Genomic DNA, 25,044 nt, shown 5'->3' with positions numbered 1-25,044 from the left:
CCCGATGGACTGAAGCGGCCAGCATCGGCCCGGCGCGCGCGCCGGCCAAGCCCCGAAGGTCATGCGCGGGCGGGCAGGCGCCGCCCGCGGCGGCTCAGCGCGTGGCCGAGTCGGCTTCGCGCAGATCGATGAAGTCGCTGCTGTGCTCGGGCTTGGCGCGCAGGGTTCTGAAGGTCCACACGCCGTCGTGCAGGTCGGCGTCGGCATGCACCTCGGCCGTGCCCTTCGGGCCGTGCACGGGAATGATGAAAAAGGCATGGCCCTCGCCTTCCTGCCGCTGGCTGGCGCCGACCAGCCACGGCTCATCTTCGATCGGCCGGCCCAGCGCCGCGGCCAGCTCGGTGCTGGCGCGGGCCTTGTTCATCGCTTCGATGTAGACCGGCGAGCCTTTCATCGCCGTCATCACCGAATACATGGTTATCAAGAACAGGCCGATCAACAGCACCAGCATAAAGCCGGCGGCCAACACCAGCAGCAAGATCCAGTGGCGCTGCACCCAGGGCTTGCTGTATTCGCTGTTCATCGCAGTGGCTTCCTTTCGCCGGGATGGGACGGTCCGCGCGCGTCAGTGCTTCAGGCAGCGCTCGAAGAAATCCTCGGTCAGGCGCAGACGATGCAGATTGTCGCGGCCGCGCAGGCCGTGCTTGGCGCCGGGGTAGGTCATCAATTCGAACGGTTGGCCGCGCTGCTGCAGCGCGCTCATCAGCGCGGTGGAATTGGTGAACAGCACGTTGTCGTCGGCCATGCCGTGGATCAGCAGCAGCTTGGATTTCAGACCGTCCAGGTGTTCGAGCACGCGGCCTTCGCGATAACCGTCCGGATTGGTTTTCGGCAGGCCCATGTAGCGCTCGGTGTAATGGCTGTCGTACAGGCCCCAGTCGGTGACCGGCGCGCCGGCGACGCCGCAGGCGTATTGGTCGCTGGCCTTGGCCAGCAACATCAGGGTCATGTAGCCGCCGTTGGACCAACCGTAGACTCCGATCTTGCCGCCATCGACCCACGGCTGCGACTTCAGCCATTCCACGCCCTTAAGCTGGTCGACGACTTCCACCGTGCCCTGCTTGCGATACAGCGCGCCGCCGAAGGCCGCGCCGCGCCGCGGCGTGCCGCGGTTGTCGATGGAGAACACCACGTAGCCGCGCTGGGCCAGGTATTGATTGAAGTCCGGCGCCCACGCCCGCTTCACCGTCTGCGAGGCCGGGCCGCCGTAGACGTTCACCACCACCGGGTAACGCTTGTTCGGGTCGAAGTCGCTGGGCTTGATCAGGCTGTAGTGCAGGGGGGTCTTGCCGTCGGCGGCCTTGATCGTGCCGAACTCGATCGGGCGCTGCGCCTGCAGGTACGGCGCGTAGGGATGCTTGGGATCGGCCAGATCGTTTTCGACCAGCGCGGCGATGCGGCTGCCGTCGTTGCGGAACAACTCCAGCTGCGGCGGCGTCTGCGGATTCGACCAGGCATCGACGTAGATGCTGGCGTTCTTGGCGAAGCTGGCCGCGTGCATGCCGTCGGTCTTGGACAGGCGCTCGATCGCGCCGCCGGCGAGCGGCACGCGGTACACCTGCGCATCGGTCGGGGTGTCCTTGCCGGCGGCGAAATACACCTGGCCGGCGTCTTCATCGACCGCGAGCACGCTGTCCACCGGCCATTCGCCCGAGGTCAGCGGCGTGGCTTTGCGGCCGTCGGCCGACAGCAGGTACAGATGCTCGAAACCGCTGCGCTCGCTGCTCCACAGGATGCGGCCGTCCTTGAGGAAGTGCAGGTCGTTGTGCAGCGGCACCCAGGTTTTGGAGGTCTCATTGGCCAAGGTGCGTTGCCGGCCCGACTGCAGATCGGTTTCGATCAGTTCCAGCTTGTGCTGATCGCGCGACTGGCGCTGGAAGGTCAGGTGATCGGCATCGCGCCAATCCACCCGCGCCAGGTAGATGTCCTGTTCCTTGCCCAGATCGATTTCGGTGGTCTGGCCGGCCGGCAAGGTGCGCTTGCCGTGCGCGCCCTTGCTGCCGTCGGCGTTGAGCGGCCACACGCCGATTTCGCGATCGCGCACGCTGGCGATCAGCAGGCGCACGCGCACGTTCGCATCGCCGGCGGCCGGATAACGCTGCTGAACCACATCGGTGCGATCGGGATAGACCTCGTAGCGCTTTTGCACCGGCACCGGCGATTCGTCGATGCGGGCGAAGGCGATCGCCGAATCGTCGGGCGCCCACCAATAACCGGTATGACGATCCATTTCTTCGTCGGCGACGAATTCGGCCACGCCGTTGCCGATGGTGTCGCTGCCGTCGCGGGTTAACTGCGTGGCCTTGCCGTCGGCCAGATCGATCACCCACAGATTGCGGTCGCGCACGAAGCTGACGAAGCCGCCTTCGGGCGAGAGCTTGGGATCGGTGGCGAAGCCCTCGCCGTGAGTGAGCTTGCGCACCGCGGCCTTGCCGGTTTTCTGCAGGTCGTACAGGTACAACTCGCCGCCCAGCGGGAACAGCAGGCGTTTGCCGTCGGGCGACCACTGGTAATCGACGATGCCCGACAGCGCGGCGATGCGCTGGCGCTCGCGCCGCGCCTTCTCCGCGTCGCTGAGCACTTCCGCGCCCGGCAGCACGTCGTCGGAATCGACCAGCAGTGTGGTCTTGCCGCTGGCGATGTCGTAGGCCCACAGGTCCAGGCGATTGCGGTCGCGCTGCTTGCCGCGCAGGAAGCCGACCCGGCTGCCGTCCGGCGCGATCTTGGGCTTGACCAAACTCGGCCCCGACAGCGGCGCGTCGCCGGTCAGAGCGTCCAGGGTCAGCTTGCCGGCGGCCGGCGCGGCCGCCGTGGCGGAGGGGGGAGCGGCGAGGGCGGAAGTGGCGGTCAGCGTCATGGCGAGCAGGCAAACGGCGAGACGGCGGGAATGATTCATGCGGGCGATGGGTCCGTTGCTGCCGCCGGAACGCGGTCCGGCGGCGGTTGCTGGATCAGGGTCGAGGCGCCGGCGTACCGAACAGATTGCGGCGCATCTCGTCGGTCATGGTCTTGTCGGCGCGGTATACCTTGCCCATTTCGTAGCTGCGCTGGAAGGCCGGGCGCGCGCTCAGCGCATCGTGCCAGCGCTGCACGTTGGGATAGGCGGCCAGATCGACGTGGTGCCATTCGTGTTCGCGGGTCCAGGGGTAGCAGGCGAAATCGGCGATGGTGAGTGTATCGGCCGCGATGAAGTCGCGCCCGGCCAGGCGTCGGTCGAGCACGCCGTACAGGCGTTCGGTCTCGCGCTGATAGCGGTCGATCGCGTAGGGCACCTTCTCCGGGGCGTAGCGGTTGAAGTGATGGTTCTGGCCCAGCATCGGGCCGTAGCCGCCGACCTGCCAGAACAGCCACTCGTTGACCGCGACCCGGCCGCGCAGGTCGGCGGGAGCGAACAGGCCGGTCTTTTCCGCCAGATACTGCAAGATCGCGCCGGACTCGAACACGCTGACGGGCGCGCCGCCGTCCGCCGGCGCATGGTCGACGATCGCCGGCATGCGGTTGTTGGGCGAGATCGCGAGGAAATCGGGCTTGAACTGATCGCCCGCGCCGATATCCACCGGCTTGATCGAATACGCCAGCGCGGCACCGGCCTGGGCGGCTTCTTCCAGGAACAAAGTGATCTTGTGGCCGTTCGGCGTGGGCCAATAGTGCAGGTCGATCATGGGCTGAGGACTCGGCAGGGGAAAGCCGGCAGTGTAAGCACGGCCCCGCGCGCGCCTGGGTCGTACCGATGGAATGGCGTGTGCCGCAGGGCGCTGTGCGCGTTGGCGAAGCGGGCTCGCGACGGGGCGAATCGGCGGCGAAAGCGGCGACCGCGCGCGCATTAACTGAATCCGCGCCGCGCCCCGACATGGCGATGTCGTCCCGGCCCGGCTACTCTTGGACCCCCGCCTTGCGGGAATCGCCTTCCCATTCAACGAGTTCCGAGTTCCGCATGACCGATCCCAAGATCACCCGACTCAATCCCCTGCCGGCCCTGATCTTCAGTTCGCGCTGGCTGCAGCTGCCGCTGTACCTGGGCCTGATCGTCGCCCAGGGCGTGTACGTGTTCCAGTTCGTCAAGGAACTGATCCACCTGGTGCACGACGCGGCGACCCTGACCGAGCAGGGCATCATGCTGATCGTGCTGGGCCTGATCGACGTGGTGATGATCTCCAACCTGTTGGTGATGGTCATCGTCGGCGGCTACGAGACCTTCGTCTCGCGCATGCGCCTGGAAGGCCACCCGGACCAGCCCGAGTGGCTGAGCCACGTCAACGCCAGCGTGCTCAAGGTCAAGCTGGCGATGGCGATCATCGGCATCTCTTCGATCCATCTGCTCAAGACCTTCATCGGCGCCGGCAACCTGGGCCTGCCGCTGTGTGGCACGCCGGAGGCTTATGAAGCCGCGCGCGCCATCGCCTCGATGACCGCCAGCGGCGTGGCGACGGCCGCCAACAGCGTCGCCGAAACGGCCAAGCTGGCGCGCTGCAGCGAGGTGACCTCCGAAGGCGTGATGTGGCAGTCCATCATCCACTTCCTGTTCATCGTCTCGGCGCTGGGCATCGCGATGACCGACAAGCTGATGAGCGGCGCGCACAAGGCGCCGGCCAAGGCGCACTGACAGCGGGACGCTTCGGATTCTTTTGTGGGCGGGGCTCAAGCCCCTCCCGCATAAGCAGTGGCGAAGCGCTTAGTCGCTTTTCGCTGGCGCAGTATCCGTTGATCGCGCGCCCATGATCGCCCGGCGCAGGCGCACCGCTTCGGCATCGTCGGAAAAACGCAGCGTGTCCTTGTCGCTTTCGCTGATGCCCAGGGCGCGATACGGCGCGTCCTGCGACGGAAATTCGGTCATCGCCGCATAACGCCGGTACAAGCGCGCGAACACGCCGCGGCCACCGGCGCGATCGAGCGCGGCGATGAATTCCTGCGGTTCCAGGCGCGAGTCGCTGTCCAGGCAGCATTGCGAATAACGCCCCAGCACGCGATCCAGGTCGGTGCCGTGTTCGCGCCGCAGCTGCACGTCCGCGTCCAGCCAGAACGCCGCGCCGGCCCAGTAGATGCGCATGGTGCTGCCGCGGCTCCAGCCGACCTCGTCCATGCGCGCGCCGGGCCCGACCCGGCGGCCGCGCTGGAATCCGCCGTCGAGCCGGCGCCAGGCTTCGTCCGCGTCGAGCAGGCCGGCGCGGGCGCGCAGCACGTTCTGGTAATAACTGGCCAGGCCTTCGGCGAGCCAGCGGCCGTCGTCGCCCAGATACGGGTGGAACAGGTGCGACAGCTCGTGCACCGCGGTCCAGTCGCCGCGCAGCTCGGCCATGCCGGCGTCTTCGCGCACGTACAGCAGCACCGACACGGCGTCTTCGCGCACGGTCTGGCCCCACGGCACCGGGCTGGAATCGCGGCCGCGGCGCGGCACCAGACGGATACGCACCTGCGCATCGTGCAAGGGGAAGCGGCCGAACGCGGTCAGCGCGGCGTTGGCGCATTCGGCCAGCCAGCGCTGCAGTTCGTCGGCGCGCAGCCGGCTCGGGGCGTTTTCGACGATCACGTGCAGGCGGGTGTCGCCGGCGCGGATGACGCGTTCATCGCTGGTCGCGGCGACCCCGGCGTTGTCGTCCGCGGCCGACGGCGGCTGCGCGCGCGCAGGGCCGGCGCTGGCCGCGAGCGCGGCGCAAACCAGCAAAGTCGGCAACGACAGGGCGCGAACGGTCATGGTCGTGATTGGAACCCGTCACGGCGGGAAGGTTCCCGCATCCGGGCCGGTACAATAACCCGATGGACGTATCGCACCTGCTCGACGCACTCAATCCGGCCCAGCGCGAGGCCGTTTCGGCCCCCGCCGGCCACTATCTGGTCCTCGCTGGCGCCGGCAGCGGCAAAACCCGCGTGCTGACCCATCGCATCGCCTGGCTCAACGAAGTCTACGGCGTGCCGACCCACGGCATTCTCGCGGTGACCTTCACCAACAAGGCCGCCGGCGAAATGCGCACGCGCGTGGACGCGCAGCTGGCGCGCGGCGCGCGTGGCATGTGGATCGGCACCTTCCACGGCCTCGCCCATCGCCTGCTGCGCCTGCACTGGCAGGAGGCCAAGCTGCCGGAAGGCTTCCAGGTGCTCGACAGCGACGACCAGCTGCGACTGGTCAAACGCGTGGTGCAGGCGCTGGAACTCGACGAAACCCGTTTTCCGCCGCGCCAGATCACCTGGTGGATCAACGCGCAGAAGGACGAAGGCCGGCGCCCGCGCAACATCCAGCCGGCCGGCGACGACTGGGCCGATGTGATGCTGCGCTGCTACGAGGCCTATCAGGAGCGCTGCGAACGCGCCGGCTTGGTCGATTTCGCCGAACTGCTGCTGCGCGCGCACGAGCTGCTGCGCGACAACGCCGCCCTGCTGACCCATTACCGCACGCGCTTTCGCGAAATCCTGGTGGACGAATTCCAGGACACCAACGCCATCCAGTACGCCTTCGTGCGCGTGCTGGCCGGCGACACCGGCCATGTGTTCGTGGTCGGCGACGACGATCAGGCCATCTACGGCTGGCGCGGCGCCAAGGTCGAGAACGTGCAGCGCTTCCTGCGCGATTTCCCCGGCGCGCAGACCATCCGCCTGGAGCAGAACTACCGCTCCAGCGCGAACATCCTCGACGCGGCCAACGCGGTCATCGCGCACAACCCCGACCGCCTGGGCAAGAAGCTGTGGACCGACACCGGCCACGGCGAGCCGATCGATCTGTACGCGGCCTACAACGAAATGGACGAGGCGCGCTTCGTGGTCGAGCGCCTGCGCCAGTGGGTGCGCGACGGCGGCAGTCACGGCGATGTCGCGATTCTCTACCGCAGCAACGCCCAATCGCGCGCCTACGAAGAAGCGCTGCTGTCCGAGCAGGTGCCGTACCGCGTCTACGGCGGCCAGCGCTTTTTCGAGCGCGCCGAAATCAAGGACACCCTGGCCTATCTGCGCCTGATCGCCAACCGCGCCGACGATGCCGCGTTCGAACGCGCGGTCAACACGCCCACGCGCGGCATCGGCGAGCGCACCCTGGACGAAGTGCGCAAGCGCGCCCGCGCCGACGCGGTGCCGCTGTGGGAAGGCGCGCGCCGGGTAGCGCAGGAATCGGTGCTGGCCGCGCGCGCGCGCAACGCCCTGGCCGGTTTCGCGGCCTTGGTAGATACGCTGGAAAGCGACGTGGCGGAGATGCCGCTGCAGGAGAAGATCGATCACGTCCTGCAGCGCTCGGGCTTGCGCGAGCATTACGCCAACGAATCGCGCGGCCAGCTCGACTCGCGCACGGAGAACCTCGACGAACTGGTCTCGGTGGCCTCGCGCTTCACCCGCAGCGACGAAGACGATGCCGCGGCGATGCCGGAGCTGATCGCGTTCCTGAGCTACGCCGCGCTGGAAGCCGGCGAAGGCCAGGCCCAGGCCGGCGAAGACGGCGTGCAGCTGATGACCCTGCACAGCGCCAAGGGCCTGGAATTCCCGCTGGTGTTCCTGGGCGGGCTGGAAGAGGGCTTGTTCCCGAGCGCGCGTTCGACGGAAGAGTCCGGGCGGCTGGAAGAGGAACGGCGCCTGGCCTACGTGGGCATCACCCGTGCACGCGAGAAGTTGGTGCTGAGCTATGCCGAGACCCGGCGTATCCACGGCATGGACATGTTCGGCACGCCGTCGCGGTTCCTGCGCGAAATCCCGACCTCGCTGCTCAACGAAGTGCGGCCGAAGGTGCAGGTGTCGCGCCCCATGTTCAACAGCGCGCCGCGCCGCGATATGGGCCACGCCTCGATCGAGGCGCCGCCGGTCAAGCTGGGCTCGCAGGTGCGCCACCCCACCTTCGGCAGCGGTACCGTCACCGATTACGAAGGCAGCGGTGCGCATGCGCGCGTGCAGGTGAATTTCGATGATGCTGGCAGTAAGTGGCTGGTGTTGGCTTATGCGAATTTGCAGTCGCTCTAGTTAGTCGTTCAGCGCGGCAATGAAGACGCGAAGCTCCCCCCAGCGGTACGGCTGAAGTTGTGGCTTCGCCTACGCCTCGGACCTTCCAGCCGTCATTCCCGCGAACGCGGGAATCTAGGGCCTTTCGTGCGAGAACGTTTGAAGTCGCTGGATGTTCGGCTACCGCCGAAGTAAAGCGGAGCCCGCGTTCGCGGGAATGACGGTCTGAGGGATGGCGCTGAAGTCTCTGGATTCCCGCCTTCGCGGGAATGACGAGCAAAGACCCAGGTCAGTGCAGGGCCTTTTGCTCAAAACGCATACCGCACCACCAACTGATACACCGGCCCCGCCTTCTCCCGCTCGCGCTCGTACTCATCGAACTCGCGATCCAACTGCTCGCCCAGCGTATCGAACTTGTTGAAGTTCTCATCCTTAGATGCGTTGAGCAGATTCGACCCGGTCAACCGCACCGCCACCCGCGAGCCGAAGCGCTTTTCGACGAAGGCTTCCAGATCCGCGCCGTAATGCGTCGACACCTCCTCGCCCAGCACGCGCGAGTAAGCATCGCCCTGGCGCCGGTAGCTCGCGCCGAACGACATGCCCAGCGTCGGCAGGTCCTGGATGAAGCCGACGTTGAGCACCGAGCGCGGCTGGTTGTTGAAACGGCGCTGACCGAAGTCGTCGTCCACCTCGCTGTCCAGCCACGAGTAGTTGAGGAACACGCCGGTGTCGGCCAGGCCCAGCGCGGTCAGCGGCGTGGACAGATCGAATTCGGCGCCGTAGACGCGGCCGTCGCCGACGTTGGTGGCGGTGAATACAAAGCTGTCCGGGTCCAGCAGCGGATAACCGGGGGTGCCCGGGCCGGCGCCGGGATGGTCGTCGAGGAACTCCTCGATCACATCGTCATGATCGTCCAGCGCGGTCGCGCTGGGCCGGCCGGTGCCGACGATCTCGATCAGGTCGCGCACCTTGCGATAGAACAGATTCAAGCCGACCACGCCGCGCTGGCCGAGGCGATGCTCGTAGCCCAGATCCAGGCCCCAGGCGGTTTCCGGACGTAATTCCGGATTGCCGAGGAAATCGTTGTCGCCGTACTCCTCTTCCAGCGTCATCGGCAACAGCTGATTGAAATCGGGACGGCGCACGGTGCGCGCGATCGAGGCGCTGAGGCGGTCGTGCTCGGTCAGGTTGAAGCGCAGGTGCGCCGACGGCAGCAGCAGGCCGTAATTCTTGTCGTTGCGCACCGCGTCCTCGCCTTCCTCGGCGACGCTGCGGATCTTCGAACGGGTGGTTTCGTAACGCAGGCCGGTCTCCCAATCGACGCGGCCTTGCTTGCCGGAAAACATCAGGTACGGATCGAGCCGGCGCTCTTCGATGCGGCTGGCCTGGCGGGCGAAATCGGCGTAGGGCGGCAACGGCTCGCCTTCGTCCTCGGCTTCGACTTCGCTGGTGCGCAGCGCGCTGGTGCGGCGCTTGTCCAGGCCGTCGATGCCGAACTCCATCTTGGCCGCGCCCAGCGCGCGGCTGTGGGCGAGCTTGAGGCTGAATTCGCTGTCGCGGGTGTCGCCGAGGACGCGCGTGCCTTCGAAGCCGTCGAACGACGGCGGGCTGTCTTCGTCGTCGAAGCCGACTTCCTGCTCGGTGTCGTGACGGCGGTCTTCGAAGCGGGCGTAGCCCAGGTCGATCTCGCTGCGGCCGCCGGCCATGTCGAACACATAGCGCGCGTTGAGGCTGGCGTTGTCCTGCTTGATATCGACTTTCTGATCGTTGACCGACAACAGGCGCGCGCGGTCGCGGCTGGCCGGATCGTTGTACTCGCGTGAATTTTCGGTCTCGGTGCGATCGGTGTGGACGTAGAAACCGTCCAGGCTCAGCCGGCCGGTGCCGATGTCGCGGGTGTAGGACAGGTTGCCGGAGTAGTCGGTGCCGTCGCGCACGTCGCTTTGGTCTTCGCGATCGACGAAGTCGCCGTCGGGAGAATCGAAGCGGTCGCTGCGCTTGCGCTTGGGATTGTGCCGGCCCTGCACGTTGACGCCGCCGAGCAGGCGCCCGCCGCCGACTTCGCCGCTGCTGACCGCGCCGAATACCGGCTTGATCTTGCCGTCGTCGAAATGCAGCGCGCCGGCGCGCAGATAGCCGCCGTCGAATTCGTACGCGTCGCGCAGCACGATGTTGAGCGCGCCGGCCACCGCGTCGCCCGAGCGGTTCGCGCTGGGGCTGCGGATGATCTCGATGCGTTCGACCAGTTCGGCCGGGATGCGATCGACGTAGAACGAGCGATCGCCGCCGGCGCCGGGCACTTTGCGGCCGTTGATCAGGATCTGGGTGTAGCCCGGGTCCAGGCCGCGCAGGCGCGCGCCGTCGTATTCGAGCACGTCGGAGACGAAGCCGACGCTGGGCACGCGCTTGAGCATGTCGCCCACGGTCAGCGGCTCGAAGCGCTGGAAGTAATCCAGGCCGTAACTCAAGGTCGGCGCGGTGGCTTCGCTGCGGTCGCGGTAGGCGATCTGGCCGGTAACGGTGACGCGGTCGAGTTCGGTCGCCGAATCGGTCGCGGCCACTTGCGCGCTCGCCGCCGGGACCGCGAGCACGCTCAACAAAGCGGCGCTGAGCGCGTGATGACGGAACTTCGAACGTCGCGGGCTGCGCATGGGGTTCGCCGGTGAACAAGTGGCGAACGTTGTAAGTCCGGGCGATGGCAGGACGATGACTGTGTGCGTGATTTCTCGCTTCGGCGCGGCGGTCTTGTCATGAAGGCGGCACGTGACGGTTCTATAACAGCGTTCGGGGTACTACCTTTTGAATTCAAGCATGCCGATGCGTCCGACCCTGCTGCTGTCCCTCGCTTTCGTCCTGTCGGGCTGCGCGACTTCCGATTCGCAGCGCGACGCGCAAGCGCCCGCGCACAGCGCGCAACGCGAGCCCGACGAGCGCGACGCGGCCGATGCCGATCCGTTGCTGGCGCGCGCCGGCGTGGATTATCGGCGGGTCGATGAGGCTTTCGTGACCGCGGCCACACCGCAGGACAACATCGATTCGCCCGCGGTCTGGCGCGCGCCGAATGGGCGCTTGTGGTTGTTGGCCACGGCCAAGCAGGGCAACGGGCTGGTGATCTACGACGGCGACCAGGGCGCCAGCGTCGCGCGCTACGGCCGCGAAGGCGGCGAACTGGGCGAGTTCCGCCGCCCCAACGGCATCGCCGTGTTCGGCGATCTGGCCTTCGTGGTCGAACGCGACAACCACCGCGTGCAAGTGCTGTCGCTGTCGTTGCCGTCGGCGCCGCTCAATGCGCCGGGCATCGCCGATACGCGCACGCCGCGACTGCGCGCGCTGGCCAGCTTCGGCCAGGAACAACTGCAGCAGCCTTACGGTTTGTGGGTGCGCGGCATCAGCGCGGACGAGCTGGAAGTGATCGTCACCGACGCTTACATGGCCGGTAAGGACGCCAAGGGCGACGAGATTCCGCCGCCGCTGGAGCAACTGGGCCGGCGCATGCAGCGTTACCGCATCGACCTGCGTGGCGGCGAGCCGGTCGCGCGCCACCTCGGCGCGTTCGGCGATACCAGCGCGGCCGGCGCGATCCGCGTGCCCGAATCGATCTGGGGCGATCCCGCCCACGACCGCCTGCTGATCGCCGAGGAAGACCTCAGCACCGGCACCGCGATCCGCGACTACACACTCGACGGCCGTTACCGCGGCCAGACCATCGGCCTGGGCCTGTTCAAGGCGCAGGCCGAAGGCATCGCCCTGTGGCAGTGCGACGACGGCAGCGGCTACTGGATCGCCACCGATCAGTACAAGGACCGCAGCGTGTTCCATGTGTTCGATCGCGCCAGCCTGCGCCATCTGGGCGCGTTCGCCGGCGGGGCGGTCGGCAACACCGACGGCGTGTGGCTGCAGCAAAGCGGCTCGGTGCGTTTTCCCGACGGCGTGTTCTACGCCGTGCACGACGATCAGGCGGTCGGCGCGTTCGACTGGCGCGATATCGCCCGCGCCCTGAATCTGCGCAGCCGTTGCCAGGGCGGTTGAGCGCGGCGCCGCGGGTTCACGTCGGTGCGCATGCCCGCACCGCGTGTTTCAACGATCGGTGAGCTTGAACGACTTCACCAGCAGATCCAGCCCCGGCCGAGTCTGCGCCAGGTCTTCATCGGCGCTCTGGGTGATCAGGAACGCAGTGCGATGCGCGCCGGTGATCTTGCGGTATTCGCGCAGGTGCGGAACCTTCACTCCGCCCAGGCTGACGACGTAGTGCTCGCGGATCGTGCCTTCGGCGAAGGCGGACAGGTCGAAGCGGCTGTCGTGGCCGAGCACGGCCGGCGTCTGCTTGTCGGCCTCGGCGGAAAAGCTGCGCGCGAATTCCTGCAGCTCGCGGCTGCGGTCGGTCTGCACCATCGCGATGAACACCGCCGAGCCGGGACTTTCCACGGTCAGGTAGTGCACGCTGGCGATGCGTTCGTCGTCGCTGAGCTTCCAGTTGCCCGGAATCTGCATGTGCACGCCGAGACGATCGTAAGGCTTGGGCTCGGCCACGTTCGCGGCCGGTTCGCCGCAGGCGCCGAGCAGCGCGGCCAACGCGACGGCGAGACAGCCGGCGGCGAAACCGCGCGAACGCTGAGAGCGAGTCATCGACTTCATCCTTGTGTCGCCACCCCTGTGGACCCGAGGGCACCCTAGCAGCCCGCGCGGCCGCGCGCGCGTGCCTGATGGGGCAGTCGCGGCCGCCGCCGCGGCCGTGTGGTCGCCGATGCGTATTCGCGGCGTGGGTTTTATGCGGCGGACGTGCCCGCGCCGGGTCAGGTCAGTTCGACGCCGAAGTGGAAGGCTTCGATGCGCAGCCGCTCGCGCATGTAGAAAGCATGCGCATGCGGGCGATGGGTGCCCGAATCCAGTTGCAGGCGCACGCAGCCCAGCCGCTTGGCCTCGGCCTTGAGCCAGTCCAGCATCGCCTTGCCGTAGCCCTGGCTGCGCACGGATTGATCCGTGATCAGATCGTCCACGTACACGTGCAGGCCGACCGCGAGCATCTCCATCACCCGCCAGCAGGCGAACGCGCGCGGCACGCCTTGCGCATCGAAGGCGACGGTGGCGCGGCAGCCTTCGGCGATCTGGCGGTGCATCTGCGCGAGGAAGCGTGCTTCGTCGAATTCGGGCCGCAGCTGCGACACCAGCGGCCACGCGGCGCGCAGTTCGGCATCGCCGAGAATGGTTCGGATTTCGGGAAGGTAATCGGCGGACATGGGATCGGGACGATGGAGGAAACAGGCGGGCGTCGATCGGGCCGGCGAGATTGCCGGCCACTCGCGGGACGGGCCGGCTTACCAGCTGAACAGCTTGAAATACACCGGCGAGACGGTGCCTTCGCCCTTGCTGGTGTCGAGCCGGCCGTCGCCGTTTTCATCGACCAGGTAATAGACCGGGCCGCGTGCCGGCGTGACCTTGACCGCGCGCAGTTGCCCGGCGACGCGGTATTCCTCGATCGTGTCGCCGTTCTCGACCGTGCGGGTACGGATTTCGGCGTTGCTGAGCGCGGCGGTGGGATCGTCCGCGGCGGCCGTGGTGGCGCAGCCGCTCAGCGCGAGGGCGAGCGACAGGGCCGCGAACACAGTGCCGAACCGGGCGGCGAAGGGGGTCGGCGACGCGTGGGGGGCGCGCATGGCGGTTCTCCGTTTTTCAGGCCGACAGCATACGCCGGGGGCGCGTTAAGCGTGCGCATCGGTGGGTACGGGCTCGGCTTCGCGGCTTGCATCGTTGTTGCGGCTGCGTGTCGGGGCTGAAGCCCCTCCCACAAAAGACTTCGGAGCTTTCGCCGACGCCCCGCCTGTCGATGAGGCCGCGAGGTCTTTTGTGGGAGGGGCTTCAGCCCCGACTCGAACCCACCCGCCCCCGCGCCGGCCACCGGCGATTCGCAGCCCCGGCGACCGGTCGGCGTAGAATCGGGCCCATGAAAAGACTCGTCCTCATCGATGGTTCCAGCTACCTCTACCGCGCCTTCCACGCGTTGCCGCCGCTGAGCAACGACGCCGGCGAGCCCACCGGCGCGCTGTTCGGCGTGGTCAACATGCTGCGCTCGACCTTGAACGAACGCCCCGACTACGTGGCCTTCGTCGTCGACGCGCCGGGCAAGACCTTCCGCGACGATCTCGACCCGCAGTACAAGGCCAATCGCCCGCCGATGCCCGAGGATCTGCGCGCGCAGGTGCTGCCGATGTGCGAGATCGTGGAAGCGCTGGGCATCCCGATCCTGCGCATCGACGGCGTCGAAGCCGACGACGTGATCGGCACCCTGGCCCTGTGCGCCAACGCCTTCGCCGGCGACGAGGCGATCGACGTCACCATCTCCACCGGCGACAAGGACTTCGCTCAGCTGGTGCGCCCGGGCGTGGCCTTGGTCAACACCATGAGCGGTAGCCGCATGGATTCCGACGAAGCGGTCTTCGCCAAGTTCGGGGTCAATCCCAATCAGGTGATCGACCTGCTGTCGCTGATGGGCGACAGCGTGGACAACATCCCCGGCGTGGAGAAATGCGGGCCCAAGACCGCGGCCAAATGGCTGGGCGAGTACGGCACCCTGGACGGAGTGATCGGCCACGCCGGCGAAATCAAGGGCAAGATCGGCGACAACCTGCGCGCCGCGCTGGGCCGGTTGCCGTTGAACCGCCAGCTGGCGACGATCAAGACCGATGTCGAGCTGGACCGCGGCCCGCAGGAGCTGGCGCTGCGCGAGCGCGATGTCGAATCGCTGCGCACGCTGTATGCGCGCTACGGCTTCAAGCAAGCGCTGCGCGAACTGGAAGCCAGCGGCAACGCCACCGCCAACGAGATCGCCGCCGATCGCGCCGGCCTGCGCGCGACCGCCGCCGGCCACGCCCGTTCCAGCGCCGCGGCGGAAACGCCGGACGCCGCGCTGGCGGTCAAGGGCGAGTACGAGGCGATCACCACGCAGGCGCAACTCGATGCGCTGGTCGCGGCCTTGCAGGCCAGCGATGAATTCGCCTTCGACAGCGAAACCGATTCGCTCGACCCGATGATGGCCAACCTGGTCGGCCTGAGCTTCGCCACCGAAGTCGGACGCGCGGTGTATATCCCGCTCGGCCACGATTATCCCGGCGCGCCGGCGCAGTTGGATCGCGAGCTAGTGCTGGCGGCGCTGCGTCCGGTGTTCGTCGATCCGGCGCGGCGCAAGCTCGGCCAGCACGGCAAGTATGACCTGCACATCCTGCGCCGCCACGGCGTGGAGGTCGCCGGTTACGCCGACGACACCATGCTGGAAAGCTTCGTCTACAACGCCACCGGCAGCCGTCACGACATGGACTCGCTGGCCAAGCGCTACCTGGGCTACGACACGATCAAGTACAGCGACGTGGCCGGCAAGGGCGCCAAGCAGATCCTGTTCTCGCAGGTCGCCATCGACGACGCCACGCGTTACGCCGCCGAAGACGCCGACGTGACCTTGCGCCTGCACCGCGTGCTCGGCGCGCGTCTGGCCGCCGAGCCGGAACTCGAACGCGTGTACCGCGACATCGAAATGCCGCTGGTGCCGGTGCTGGAGCACATCGAAGCCAACGGCGTGATGATCGACGGTGACGAACTGCGCCGGCAGTCGCAGGATCTGGGCAAGCGCATGCTCGAAGCGCAGATCAAGGCGACCGAACTGGCCGGGCGCACCTTCAATCTGGATTCGCCCAAGCAGTTGCAGGCGCTGTTGTTCGACGAGCTGAAATTGCCGGTGCTGGTGAAGACGCCGACCGGCCAGCCCAGCACCAACGAAGAAGCGCTGGAAGCGATCGCCGACCAGCACGAACTGCCGCGGGTGATCCTGGAATACCGCGGCCTGGCCAAGCTGCGCAGCACTTACACCGACAAGCTGTCGGAGATGGTCAATCCGCATACCGGCCGCGTGCACACCAGCTATCACCAGGCCGGCGCGGCGACCGGGCGCCTGGCTTCCAGCGATCCGAATCTGCAGAACATCCCGATCCGCACCGAAGACGGCCGCCGCATCCGCCGCGCCTTCATCGCGCCCGCGGGCCGGCGTCTGGTGGCCTGCGATTATTCGCAGATCGAGTTGCGGATCATGGCGCACTTGTCGGAAGACCCGGGCCTGGTGCGCGCGTTCGAATCCGGCGCCGACGTGCATCGCGCGACCGCGGCGGAAGTGTTCGGCAAACAATCGCTGGACGAGGTCAGCGGCAACGAACGCCGCGCGGCCAAGGCGATCAACTTCGGCTTGATGTACGGCATGAGCGCGTTCGGTCTGGCGCGTCAGCTCGGCATCGGCCGCGGCGAGGCGCAGGACTACATCGCCCTGTATTTCAGTCGTTATCCGGGCGTGCGCGATTTCATGGAGCGCACGCGGCAGGACGCGCGCGAGAAGGGCTATGTCGAAACCGTGTTCGGCCGGCGCTTGTACCTTGAGAACATCAAGGCCTCCAATCAGGGCCTGCGCGCGGGCGCCGAACGCGCCGCGATCAACGCGCCGATGCAGGGCACCGCGGCCGACATCATCAAGCGCGCGATGATCGATATCGATGCTTGGTTGGTCGCTCACCACGATCGTGCCAAGATGATTCTTCAGGTGCACGACGAACTGGTGTTTGAAGTGGAAGATGGGTTCGTCGAAGAATTGGTGACGCAGGCCTCGCAACGCATGTCCGCGGCGGCCACGCTACGTGTGCCGCTTGTCGTTGATACCGGCGTCGGTATTAATTGGGACGAAGCGCATTGATTATCTGGAAGCCATTGATTTTGCTGGACTTGGTTTAATGAATCGGTCCTGAATCCAACAATTTATTAACTCTGATCTTCACGAACTATCCATGTGCCAGGTGGTCATATAGGTCGCGACAGATGCAACGTCTGTCGCCGATCTCTCCCTCCCCTGGAGTGATCCCCCGGAGCGAACGACCCCTCCCCAGGTCACGCTCCACCAGCCCCGCCGGCCCCCCCTGCCTGCGGGGCTTTTTATTTGCAGCGCCAAAAGCCGCCTTGCGATGCAGGGCGGCTTTTTTGTTGGTCGCTGCGGCGATGCGCGGGGTGTTCTTTCACTGCAGGTGGCGCGGGTATATCGGCGCGCTCGAAATCACTCGCAGGGTAAAGTCCGATTCGTCGTCGGCGCGGGTAAAACAAAACCTGCGGATATGAAATCGCGCGGGTTCGTTATTTGCCTGGATTTGGAAATAATTAGAATCAATAAGGCGTTGGTGACGGTAGCGACAGGGAGCGAGATCGGCGATGTCTCCGCGCCGTCCGGGCCGGGGTTCTTGCGATTACCTTGGCCGCGGCGGAACCCAGGCAGCGGCGGCTTCCGCAGCGCGCTGCGTTCGACTCAAGCCGGCGGCGGCGCGGATATCGTTCTGCCGGACGAAGCAGGCCCGCCATTGCCGCGGCCCGGCTGACACGCCGCGCTCGATCCGGGGCGGCTCCGATCCGGCCCACCGCATCCACAGGCGCTGCCCCGGCAGCGCCGACGCGCTGCGACGACAGCCCGCCACGATGCGTCGCTCCGATCCCGCCGCAGGCCGGCCTTGCCCCTGCGCCGCTAACGCCGCCTCGGCTGCGCTGTCGCCCCCGTAACATGCGGTGCACGCGCGGCGGCGCCACAATCCGCCGCGCCACCGTCGCCCGTCCGTCGCCCCAGGAGCTTGCCCGATGTCCGATGCCTTCAATCTGTCGATGCCGTGGTGGGAGTATCTGGTGCGGGCCTGCATCGTCTACTTCGTCCTGCTGCTGATGATCCGCGTCTCGGGCAAGCGCTCGATGGGGCAGTTCACTTCCTTCGACATGCTGCTGATCGTGCTGCTGGGCAACGCGGTGCAGAACGCGCTGCTCGGCACCGACAACTCGGTGACCGGCGGATTGATCCTGGCGGCGACGCTGATCGTCTTGAACTGGTCGGTGGGCTATCTGGCCGCGCGCAGCGCCCGTGCCGAGCGCGTGCTGGAAGGCGAGCCGGTGGTGCTGGCGCGCGACGGCCACGTGTTCCGCAACGTGCTGCGGCGCGAGCTGGTGAGCCGCGCCGATTTCGAGAAGGCGATGCGCGAGAACGACTGCAGCGAGATCGATCACGTGGCCCTGGCGATGCTGGAGACCAACGGGCACATCACGATCGTGCACAAGGCGGATCAGGGCGGGTAGGGCTGCGCGGGGGCTCGAACGAGAGCGTCGGGGCTGAAGCCCCTCCCACAAAAAACTTCGAAGCTTTCGCGCATGGCCCGCCTGTCGATGAGGTCGCGAGGTCTTTTGTGGGAGGGAGCTTCAGCCCCGACAACGAACTACCGCAGACGACGCAACCACCCCGCAAATCAGTCCTCGCCCAGCCAATCGCGCGGCCGCAGATACTCGGCCAGTTTCGCCTCGTCGCTGCCGGCCTCCGGCGAGAACCCATACTCCCAGCGCACCAGCGGCGGCAGGCTCATCAGGATCGACTCGGTGCGCCCGCCCGACTGCAGACCGAACAAGGTGCCGCGGTCGAACACCAGATTGAATTCGACATAGCGCCCGCGCCGATACAGTTGGAATTGCCGTTCGCGCTCGCCGAACGGCATGTCGCGGCGGCGCTCGACCAGCGGCAGATACGCGTCGAGGAAACCGTCGCCGACCGCGCGCTGATAAGCGAAATCGCGCTCGAAGTCGCCGTGCAGATCGTCGAAGAACAGACCGCCGACGCCGCGGGTCTCGTTGCGATGCTTGAGGAAGAAGTAGTCGTCGCACCAGCGCTTGTGCGCCTGATAGCGTTCCTCGCCGCCGAACGGCTCGCACAGCGCGCGCGCGGTGCCATGCCAGTGGCGCACGTCCTCGATGAAGGGATAGAACGGCGTCAGGTCGAAGCCGCCGCCGAACCACCACGCGACCGTTTCGCCGTCGCGCATCGCGCGGAAGTGGCGCACGTTGGCGTGGGTGGTCGGCAGGTAAGGGTTGTTGGGATGGAACACCAGCGACACCCCGACCGCGCGCCACGACGCGCCGGCCAGTTCCGGCCGCGCCGCGCTGGCCGAGGGCGGCAACTGGCTGCCGGAAACATCGGAAAACCCGACGCCAGCCTGCTCGAACACCTTGCCGCCGCGCAGGATGCGCGTGCGTCCGCCGCCGCCTTCTGGCCGCTGCCAGATGTCCTCGGCGAAGCGCGCCTGGCCGTCGGCCTGTTCGATGGCGGCGCACAGGCGGTCCTGCAGGCCGGAGAGATAGTCGCGTACGCGGTCGAAGTCGCTCATGCGGCCATTCTAACGATGCCGCGAGGCGGTGGCAGGAGCGGACGCGAGCAGCCAAGTCCGGCGAAGCCTTGGGAACAAGTCCGCTGCGCGTTTCGGGGCTCTCCAACGCGATGCGGCCGCGCGACGCCGCGCCCCAAACGACAACGCCCGCCTGCGGCCATCGGTCGCGGGCGGGCGTCGGAGTCGCGGCGCGAAACGCGCGGGGTTACTTCAGCGTGCGATTGAACAGTTCATAGATCCGCCGGTACTCGTCGTACCACGCGTCCGGATGGGTGAAGCCATGCCGTTCCAGCGGATACGGCGCGATCTCCCACTTGTCCTTGCGCAGTTCGATCAGGCGCTGGGTCATCATCACCGAGTCCTTGAAGAACACGTTGTCGTCGATCATGCCGTGGGCGATCAGCAGGTTGTCCTTGAGGCCCGAGGCGTATTCGATCGGCGAGGACTTCTTGTACGCCTCCGGGTCCAGGTCCGGGGTGTTGAGGATGTTGGCGGTGTATTCGTGGTTGTACTGCGACCAGTCCGAGACCGGGCGCAACGCGGCGCCGGCCTTGAACTTGCCCGGTTCGCGGAACAGCGCCATGAAGGTCATGAAGCCGCCGTAGGAGCCGCCGTAGATGCCGGCGCGGTCGCGGTCGCCCTGCTTGTTGGCGACCAGCCAGTCCAGGCCGTCCAGGTAATCCTCGAGTTCCGGGTGGCCCATTTGCCGGTAGATCGCGGTGCGCCAGTCGCGGCCGTAGCCCTCGGAGGCGCGGTAGTCCAGATCGAGCACCACGTAACCTTCCTGCACCAGCAGGTTGTGGAACATCTGCTCGCGGAAGTAGTTGGAGTAGCGGTTGCTGACGTTCTGCAGATAACCGGCGCCGTGCACGAACATCACGATCGGATACTTCTTGCCCGCCTCGTAGTTCTTCGGCCCGTAGAACTTGCCCCAGACCGTGCCGGCGCCGTGCTTGGACGGGACCTGCACGTATTCGGGCTGGATCCACTCGCGGCTCTTGAACGCGCTCTTGCGGGTGTCGGTGAGCTTGACGGTGTTCTCGCCGCTGCTATCGACCACCGCCAGTTGCGGCGGCAGATAGCTTTGCGAATAACGCACCAGCAGCTTGCCGCCGTCGGGCGAGACCGAGAAGCTTTCCACGCCGTCGAGCGCGGTGACTTCGCGCACCGCGCCGCCGCCGCGATCGGCCGCGCAGACTTCGTAGTCGCCCGGCCACTTGCGGTTGCACAGGAAGAACAAGGTCTTGCCGTCGGCGCCGAGTTCGGGCGCGGAGACTTCCCATTTGCCCGAAGTGATCGCGCGCGGCGCGCCGCCGTTGTCGCTCACGTACAGGTGCGAGTAGCCGCTTTGTTCCGACAGCAGCCACAGGCCGCCGTCGGCGAACCAGCCGAAATCGTTGAAATCCCAGCCGACCCAGGCCTTGTCGGTGAGGCGGTGGCGGGTTTCCAGCGTCGCCTTGGCCAGATCCACCGAGGTCAGCCAGCGGTCCTTGTTGTCGATCGCGCGCACCAGCACACCGGCATGGCGGCTGTCCTCGCTCCAGTGGATGGCCACGCCGCTGCCGTCGCCGTCGGTGCCGATGCGCACCGGGCGGTCGCCCTTGAGCGCGTCGCGCTTGGCCGCCTTGCGCAGCGCGGCGAGCGGGTCGTCGGCGATGCCCGGCAACTTGTCGAACTTGAGTTCGCTGGCCTTGGCGTTGGCGACATCGACCAGCCACAGCTTCTGCGGCAGCGGTTCGTTGCGGCCGACCAGGGTACGGGTTTCTTCGAATTCCTCGTAACCCGATTCGGTCACGTACTTGGGCATCTTGCCGACGGTGCCGGCGTCGCCTTTCTTGGCCTGCGTCACGACCAGCAGGTAACGCGCGTCGGGCGACAACGCGCTGTCGATGATCTCCATCTCGTCGCCCAGGTACACCGGCTTGGGCGCGCGGCTGGCGTCGCTCTTGCGCCATGCTTCGTCCTGCTCGCGCGCGGCTTCGCGCGCGGCGCGGTCGTTGCGCAGGGTGTCGATGGTGGCGAGCTGATAGTCGCGCAGCACGTCGGCCTTCGGCGGCTTGGCCGGATCGTTCTCGGCGCGCACCTGCGCGGCCTGGCTCACGCCTTGGCCGGCGCGCCACTGGTACCACTGGTTATCGACGCGGAACACCAGATTGCCGTCGCGGCCGAATTGCGGCCGCGCCTCGGTGTCGTTGCTGCGGGTGACCTGGGTCAGCGCGCCGCTGCGCAGATCGCGCACGAACACGTCGCCGTTGCGGATGAAGGCCATGCGCGTGCGCTGGGCGTCGTAGGCCGGGTTGACGGCGTCGATGTCGCCGCGCGCTGCGCCGTCCAGGCGCTGCGGCGCGCCGCCGCCGACGCCGGCCTGCCAGGTGTCGCGGATGGTCGCGCCTTCGCGCTTGAGTTGGTACTGCACGCGCTGGCCGTCCCAGGCCCACCAGGCGCGTTCGACCGGCGGCCCGATCCAGTCCGGGTCGGCCATCGTGTCGGCCAAGGTCAGGGGCTGCGCGGCCTGGGCGAAGGCGGCGCTGGCGAGCAGCGCGAGGGGCAGGGCGGCGAGCGTGGCGTAGGAGAGGCGCATCGAACGGGCTCTAGGGACAAAAGTGGGCGCAGCGTAGCAGTCCGGAGCGGGGCGACGGGCCGGCCGTTGGTCATGGGATGAGGGCTAAATCGCGGGATTGGCGGGGGATTGGCTTGGGGTTTGCCGGATCGGCGGTTTTGTCCGGGGTTGGGTGGCGAGCATGTTTCCCTCCGCGGCCACGGCCCTCATCCGCTCTCCGGGCACCTTCTCCCGCAAGCGGGAGAAGGGAAGGGCGCGAGGTACGTCGATGTTGCACGAGCGCAAATATCCACTGGACAAAACGTCTCAGGTGAGTGGGCGTGAGCAACGAAAACACTCGCAACGAGCGAAGATTCGAGCGAACGGCGTTGCCGCGTTTTGTCGCATATGCAGCCGAGCATCGAGCCGCGAAACGCGATGCGGGCATGAAACATCGAATGCCGCCGATGGCGGTGCAAGCGCTTGATCCGACATGTTCGCAACGCGATAGTGCGCACACAACGTAAGCCGTTTCGCCCCGCCACTACGCCACGCTCACCGCCTTTGCGGTTTATGTGATTCCACGCAACCGCCGGCATCGGTGCATGGTGCGGCGCAAAATGAACCCGCTGGCGCGTCGTGATGCGCCATGGAGGCAATGCACGTGGACGCCCTGCTGCTGTCGCGTATCCAGTTCGGTTTCGTGATCTCGTTTCATATCCTGTTTCCCGCCTTCACCATCGGCCTGGCCAGTTGGCTGGCCTTCGTCGAATGGCGCTGGCTGCGCACCCGCGACACTTTATGGCGCGATCTGTTCTTCTTCTGGACCAAGGTCTTCGCCGTGTCCTTCGGCATGGGCGTGGTGTCGGGCATCGTCATGAGTTTCCAGTTCGGCACCAACTGGGCGGTGCTGAGCGAACAGGCCGGCAATATCCTCGGGCCGCTGCTGTCCTATGAGGTGCTGACCGCGTTCTTCCTGGAAGCGACCTTCCTCGGAGTGATGCTGTTCGGCTGGAACCGGGTCGATGAGCGCATGCATTTCCTGGCGACCTGCATGGTCGCGTTGGGGACGCTGATCTCCACGTTCTGGATCATCTCGGCCAACAGCTGGATGCAGACGCCGGCCGGTTACAAGATCGTCAACGGTGTGTTCGAGCCCGACAGTTGGTGGGCCATCGTCTTCAATCCCTCGTTCCCGTACCGCCTCGCGCACATGGTGCTGGCGGCGTTCATCACCACCTGTTTCGTGATCGGCGGCGTCGGCGCCTCGTACGTGCTGCGCGGCATCCATGTCGAAGCGGGCAAGCGCATGCTCAAGGCGGCGGTGATCTTCGCCGCGATCACCGTGCCCACGCAGGTGTTCGTCGGCGATCTGCACGGCTTGAACGTGCGCGAGCATCAGCCGATCAAGGTCGCGGCGATGGAAGCGCATTGGCAATCCAATCCGCCCGGCGAAGGCGTGCCGCTGATTTTGTTCGCGGTGCCGAACGAAAAGACCGAAAGCAACGATATGGAAATCGCCGTGCCCAAGCTCGGCAGCCTGATCCTCACCCATACGCTGGACGGCGACATCCAGCCGCTCAAGTCGGTTCCGGCCAGCGAGCGGCCGCCGGTGAAGCCGGTGTTCTACGCCTTCCGGGTGATGGTCGGCTTAGGGATGGCGATGCTGGCCCTGGTGGTGTTTTCGCTGTGGCAGTTGTGGCGCGGGCGCCTGTACCAATCGCGCGCGGCGCTGTGGGGCTGGCGGGTGCTGACCATGAGCGGGTTCGCCGCGATCCTGGCCGGTTGGTACGTGGTCGAGATCGGCCGCCAGCCGTATGTGATCTACGGTTTGCTGCGCACCGCCGATGCGGTCAGCCCGATCGAGGCAGCCAGCGTGATGACGTCGCTGATCGTATTCGCGGTGGTGTATCTGACCGTGTTCGGCGCCGGTTTCCGCTATCTGGTCAGGCTGATCCGCAAGGGCCCGCATCCGCACGAGCCGCCGCCGCGCGGCGCGATGGGCGACAAGACCCCGGCGCGACCGTTGTCGGTGCCGGACGAATCCAGCGAAGCCGGCGTCTGAGCGCTTCGAATCGAAACGGAGTAGGACGATGGAATACTGGCTGCCCGTGATCTGGTTCGGCGTGATCGGCTTCGGCGTGCTGATGTACGTGCTGCTCGACGGCTTCGTGCTCGGCCTGGGCATTCTGGCGCCGTTCGCCGAGGACGAAGACCAGCTCGATCACATGATGAATACCGCCGCGCCCATCTGGGACGGCAACGAAACCTGGCTGGTGCTCGGCGGCGCGGGCTTGCTCGCCGCGTTCCCGAAGGCCTATGCGCTGGTGTTGTCGGCGCTGTATCTGCCGGTGTTGCTGATGTTGATCGCGCTGGTGTTCCGCGGCGTCGCCTTTGAGTTCCGCTTCAAGGCGCGGCGGGCGAAGAAAGCCTGGGGCGCGGCGTTCGCGCTGGGCTCGCTGTTCTGCGCGTTCGCGCAGGGCGTGATCCTGGGCGCGATCATGGAAGGCATGCCGATGCAGGAAGGCAAATACGTCGGCGGCATCTTCGACTGGTTCAGTCCGTTTTCGATGTTGACCGGCGCGGCGGTGGTGTTCGGCTATGCGCTGCTGGGTTCGACCTGGCTGATCCTGAAGACCGACGGGCGCATGCAGTTGGTCGCGCGCACCTTGGCGCGGCCGCTGGTGTTGGTGGTGGCGGTGTTTATCGGGCTGGTCAGCGCGTGGTTGCCGTTTCTGGATTCGCGGATCATGGCGCGCTGGTTCGAGGGCGGGAATTTCTACTGGCTGTTCCCGGTGCCGCTGTTGGTGATCGCCAACGCCTGGGCGCTGTGGCGCTCGGTCATGCGCGAAGGCCGCGACGGGCATCCGTTCCTGTACGCGCTGGGGTTCTTCGTGCTCGGCTTCATCGGGCTGGTGGCCGGGATCTGGCCGAACATCGTGCCGGGGCTGACGATCTGGGACGCGGCCTCGCCGCCGTCGTCGCAGGGCTTCGTGCTGGTCGGCCTGGTGGTGCTGCTGCCGGCGATCCTGGGCTACACGTATTGGTCGTATCGGGTGTTCAGCGGGAAGATCGCTGCGGATGTGGGGTATCACTGAGGGCGCTGTTGCCAAAGCGGTGGGCTGTTCCCCCCTTTGAAAAAGGGGGGGAGGGGGGATTAGGGTCAGATCGCGGTGCCTCCGACAAATCCCCCGGCGCAGCCAATTGCCGGGATACGAACCCCGCGCAGGCGCCAGCCCCCTTTTTCAAGGGTCTTAGGAAGCAAAGCTGTCCCATAACGCAGCTATCTTCCTGAAATGCAAAAGAAAAACAGGTACTACAGCCGTTCGAAAATCAGCGAGGCCCGATTTCGGGCGCTCGTGCGCTGTTGGGCACTGGATCTCA

At 66.7% G+C, this 25,044-nt stretch carries 18 protein-coding genes and 1 pseudogene; 9 read left to right on the top strand and 10 right to left on the bottom strand.

Annotation, left to right across the window (positions count from 1 at the left end):
* Positions 1-94 precede the first annotated feature (94 nt).
* The 3 genes from AB4Y92_RS17970 to AB4Y92_RS17960 form a co-directional block, all read right to left on the bottom strand.
* Positions 95-523, bottom strand: a complete 429-nt coding sequence (locus tag AB4Y92_RS17970; RefSeq protein ID WP_441820901.1) for a cytochrome c oxidase assembly factor Coa1 family protein — start codon at positions 521-523, stop codon at positions 95-97.
* 42 nt (positions 524-565) lie between these two features.
* Entirely contained in the window at positions 566-2,857 is a 2,292-nt protein-coding gene (locus AB4Y92_RS17965) for a S9 family peptidase (protein WP_441820968.1), read from the bottom strand.
* A gap of 94 nt (positions 2,858-2,951) precedes the next feature.
* Positions 2,952-3,662, bottom strand: a complete 711-nt coding sequence (locus AB4Y92_RS17960; RefSeq protein WP_441820900.1) for a glutathione binding-like protein — start codon at positions 3,660-3,662, stop codon at positions 2,952-2,954.
* A gap of 272 nt (positions 3,663-3,934) precedes the next feature.
* Here AB4Y92_RS17960 and AB4Y92_RS17955 point away from each other — a divergent pair, with 272 nt between their 5' ends.
* Positions 3,935-4,603: a TIGR00645 family protein gene (locus AB4Y92_RS17955; protein WP_441820899.1), complete on the top strand. Its 669-nt coding sequence runs from the start codon at positions 3,935-3,937 to the stop codon at positions 4,601-4,603.
* Positions 4,604-4,672: 69 nt separating this feature from the next.
* Here the strand turns inward: AB4Y92_RS17955 and AB4Y92_RS17950 are convergent, their stop codons facing one another.
* On the bottom strand, positions 4,673-5,692 hold the full coding sequence (locus AB4Y92_RS17950; RefSeq protein ID WP_441820898.1) for a M61 family metallopeptidase: 1,020 nt from the start codon (positions 5,690-5,692) through the stop codon (positions 4,673-4,675).
* A gap of 62 nt (positions 5,693-5,754) precedes the next feature.
* Here AB4Y92_RS17950 and uvrD point away from each other — a divergent pair, with 62 nt between their 5' ends.
* The gene (gene uvrD, locus AB4Y92_RS17945) at positions 5,755-7,932 is read left to right on the top strand and encodes a DNA helicase II (protein WP_441820897.1); all 2,178 of its coding nucleotides are present in this window, start codon (positions 5,755-5,757) and stop codon (positions 7,930-7,932) included.
* A 287-nt stretch (positions 7,933-8,219) separates the two neighbouring features.
* Here the strand turns inward: uvrD and AB4Y92_RS17940 are convergent, their stop codons facing one another.
* A complete protein-coding gene (locus AB4Y92_RS17940) occupies positions 8,220-10,562 on the bottom strand; it encodes a TonB-dependent receptor plug domain-containing protein (protein ID WP_441820896.1) in 2,343 nt (780 codons plus the stop codon).
* A gap of 160 nt (positions 10,563-10,722) precedes the next feature.
* On the opposite strand from AB4Y92_RS17940, the gene AB4Y92_RS17935 reads away from it, so the two are divergent.
* Positions 10,723-11,940 (top strand): phytase, encoded by a 1,218-nt coding sequence (locus AB4Y92_RS17935; protein WP_441820895.1) that lies wholly within the window; start codon positions 10,723-10,725, stop codon positions 11,938-11,940.
* 48 nt (positions 11,941-11,988) lie between these two features.
* Here the strand turns inward: AB4Y92_RS17935 and AB4Y92_RS17930 are convergent, their stop codons facing one another.
* The 3 genes from AB4Y92_RS17930 to AB4Y92_RS17920 form a co-directional block, all read right to left on the bottom strand.
* The gene (locus AB4Y92_RS17930) at positions 11,989-12,537 is read right to left on the bottom strand and encodes a hypothetical protein (protein WP_441820894.1); all 549 of its coding nucleotides are present in this window, start codon (positions 12,535-12,537) and stop codon (positions 11,989-11,991) included.
* 167 nt (positions 12,538-12,704) lie between these two features.
* Positions 12,705-13,148, bottom strand: coding sequence for a GNAT family N-acetyltransferase (locus AB4Y92_RS17925; protein WP_441820893.1), 444 nt, complete (start codon positions 13,146-13,148; stop codon positions 12,705-12,707).
* A 78-nt stretch (positions 13,149-13,226) separates the two neighbouring features.
* Positions 13,227-13,565 carry a DUF2782 domain-containing protein gene (locus AB4Y92_RS17920; RefSeq protein ID WP_441820892.1) on the bottom strand — a complete coding sequence of 113 codons (339 nt, stop codon included), beginning with the start codon at positions 13,563-13,565 and terminating at the stop codon, positions 13,227-13,229.
* A gap of 287 nt (positions 13,566-13,852) precedes the next feature.
* Here AB4Y92_RS17920 and polA point away from each other — a divergent pair, with 287 nt between their 5' ends.
* The 3 genes from polA (at position 13,853) to AB4Y92_RS17905 (ending at position 18,045) form a co-directional block, all read left to right on the top strand.
* Positions 13,853-16,636 carry a DNA polymerase I gene (polA, locus tag AB4Y92_RS17915; protein WP_441820891.1) on the top strand — a complete coding sequence of 928 codons (2,784 nt, stop codon included), beginning with the start codon at positions 13,853-13,855 and terminating at the stop codon, positions 16,634-16,636.
* Between the two features lie 265 nt (positions 16,637-16,901).
* Positions 16,902-17,306 (top strand): hypothetical protein, encoded by a 405-nt coding sequence (locus AB4Y92_RS17910; RefSeq protein WP_441820890.1) that lies wholly within the window; start codon positions 16,902-16,904, stop codon positions 17,304-17,306.
* A 253-nt stretch (positions 17,307-17,559) separates the two neighbouring features.
* Positions 17,560-18,045, top strand: coding sequence for a DUF421 domain-containing protein (locus AB4Y92_RS17905; protein ID WP_441820889.1), 486 nt, complete (start codon positions 17,560-17,562; stop codon positions 18,043-18,045).
* 167 nt (positions 18,046-18,212) lie between these two features.
* Here the strand turns inward: AB4Y92_RS17905 and hemF are convergent, their stop codons facing one another.
* Both hemF and AB4Y92_RS17895 read right to left on the bottom strand, forming a co-directional pair.
* Positions 18,213-19,121: an oxygen-dependent coproporphyrinogen oxidase gene (gene hemF, locus AB4Y92_RS17900; RefSeq protein ID WP_057944881.1), complete on the bottom strand. Its 909-nt coding sequence runs from the start codon at positions 19,119-19,121 to the stop codon at positions 18,213-18,215.
* Between the two features lie 205 nt (positions 19,122-19,326).
* Positions 19,327-21,702 carry a prolyl oligopeptidase family serine peptidase gene (locus AB4Y92_RS17895; RefSeq protein WP_441820888.1) on the bottom strand — a complete coding sequence of 792 codons (2,376 nt, stop codon included), beginning with the start codon at positions 21,700-21,702 and terminating at the stop codon, positions 19,327-19,329.
* A gap of 622 nt (positions 21,703-22,324) precedes the next feature.
* Between AB4Y92_RS17895 and AB4Y92_RS17890 the strand changes: the two genes are divergently transcribed.
* The 3 genes and pseudogenes from AB4Y92_RS17890 to AB4Y92_RS17880 form a co-directional block, all read left to right on the top strand.
* Positions 22,325-23,725 carry a cytochrome ubiquinol oxidase subunit I gene (locus tag AB4Y92_RS17890; RefSeq protein WP_441820887.1) on the top strand — a complete coding sequence of 467 codons (1,401 nt, stop codon included), beginning with the start codon at positions 22,325-22,327 and terminating at the stop codon, positions 23,723-23,725.
* A gap of 28 nt (positions 23,726-23,753) precedes the next feature.
* Positions 23,754-24,758, top strand: coding sequence for a cytochrome d ubiquinol oxidase subunit II (gene cydB, locus AB4Y92_RS17885; protein WP_441820886.1), 1,005 nt, complete (start codon positions 23,754-23,756; stop codon positions 24,756-24,758).
* Positions 24,759-24,956: 198 nt separating this feature from the next.
* Positions 24,957-25,044, top strand: a pseudogene (locus AB4Y92_RS17880) (IS1595 family transposase); the annotation flags it as partial.

This window comes from Lysobacter sp. TAB13 (assembly GCF_052113885.1).
In the GTDB taxonomy this organism is placed as follows: domain Bacteria; phylum Pseudomonadota; class Gammaproteobacteria; order Xanthomonadales; family Xanthomonadaceae; genus Lysobacter; species Lysobacter gummosus.
Note: the sequence above shows the minus strand (reverse complement) of the source record. Positions and strands in the feature narration are given on the sequence as shown.

Bases quoted from the DNA above. Each gene is read 5' to 3' on its own strand.
- AB4Y92_RS17970 (WP_441820901.1), bottom strand. From the start codon at position 523: ATGAACAGCGAATACAGCAAGCCCTGGGTGCAGCGCCACTGGATCTTG.
- AB4Y92_RS17965 (WP_441820968.1), bottom strand. From the start codon at position 2,857: ATGACGCTGACCGCCACTTCCGCCCTCGCCGCTCCCCCCTCCGCCACG.
- AB4Y92_RS17960 (WP_441820900.1), bottom strand. From the start codon at position 3,662: ATGATCGACCTGCACTATTGGCCCACGCCGAACGGCCACAAGATCACT.
- AB4Y92_RS17955 (WP_441820899.1), top strand. From the start codon at position 3,935: ATGACCGATCCCAAGATCACCCGACTCAATCCCCTGCCGGCCCTGATC.
- AB4Y92_RS17950 (WP_441820898.1), bottom strand. From the start codon at position 5,692: ATGACCGTTCGCGCCCTGTCGTTGCCGACTTTGCTGGTTTGCGCCGCG.
- uvrD (WP_441820897.1), top strand. From the start codon at position 5,755: ATGGACGTATCGCACCTGCTCGACGCACTCAATCCGGCCCAGCGCGAG.
- AB4Y92_RS17940 (WP_441820896.1), bottom strand. From the start codon at position 10,562: ATGCGCAGCCCGCGACGTTCGAAGTTCCGTCATCACGCGCTCAGCGCC.
- AB4Y92_RS17935 (WP_441820895.1), top strand. From the start codon at position 10,723: ATGCCGATGCGTCCGACCCTGCTGCTGTCCCTCGCTTTCGTCCTGTCG.
- AB4Y92_RS17930 (WP_441820894.1), bottom strand. From the start codon at position 12,537: ATGACTCGCTCTCAGCGTTCGCGCGGTTTCGCCGCCGGCTGTCTCGCC.
- AB4Y92_RS17925 (WP_441820893.1), bottom strand. From the start codon at position 13,148: ATGTCCGCCGATTACCTTCCCGAAATCCGAACCATTCTCGGCGATGCC.
- AB4Y92_RS17920 (WP_441820892.1), bottom strand. From the start codon at position 13,565: ATGCGCGCCCCCCACGCGTCGCCGACCCCCTTCGCCGCCCGGTTCGGC.
- polA (WP_441820891.1), top strand. From the start codon at position 13,853: ATGAAAAGACTCGTCCTCATCGATGGTTCCAGCTACCTCTACCGCGCC.
- AB4Y92_RS17910 (WP_441820890.1), top strand. From the start codon at position 16,902: ATGCAGGGCGGCTTTTTTGTTGGTCGCTGCGGCGATGCGCGGGGTGTT.
- AB4Y92_RS17905 (WP_441820889.1), top strand. From the start codon at position 17,560: ATGTCCGATGCCTTCAATCTGTCGATGCCGTGGTGGGAGTATCTGGTG.
- hemF (WP_057944881.1), bottom strand. From the start codon at position 19,121: ATGAGCGACTTCGACCGCGTACGCGACTATCTCTCCGGCCTGCAGGAC.
- AB4Y92_RS17895 (WP_441820888.1), bottom strand. From the start codon at position 21,702: ATGCGCCTCTCCTACGCCACGCTCGCCGCCCTGCCCCTCGCGCTGCTC.
- cydB (WP_441820886.1), top strand. From the start codon at position 23,754: ATGGAATACTGGCTGCCCGTGATCTGGTTCGGCGTGATCGGCTTCGGC.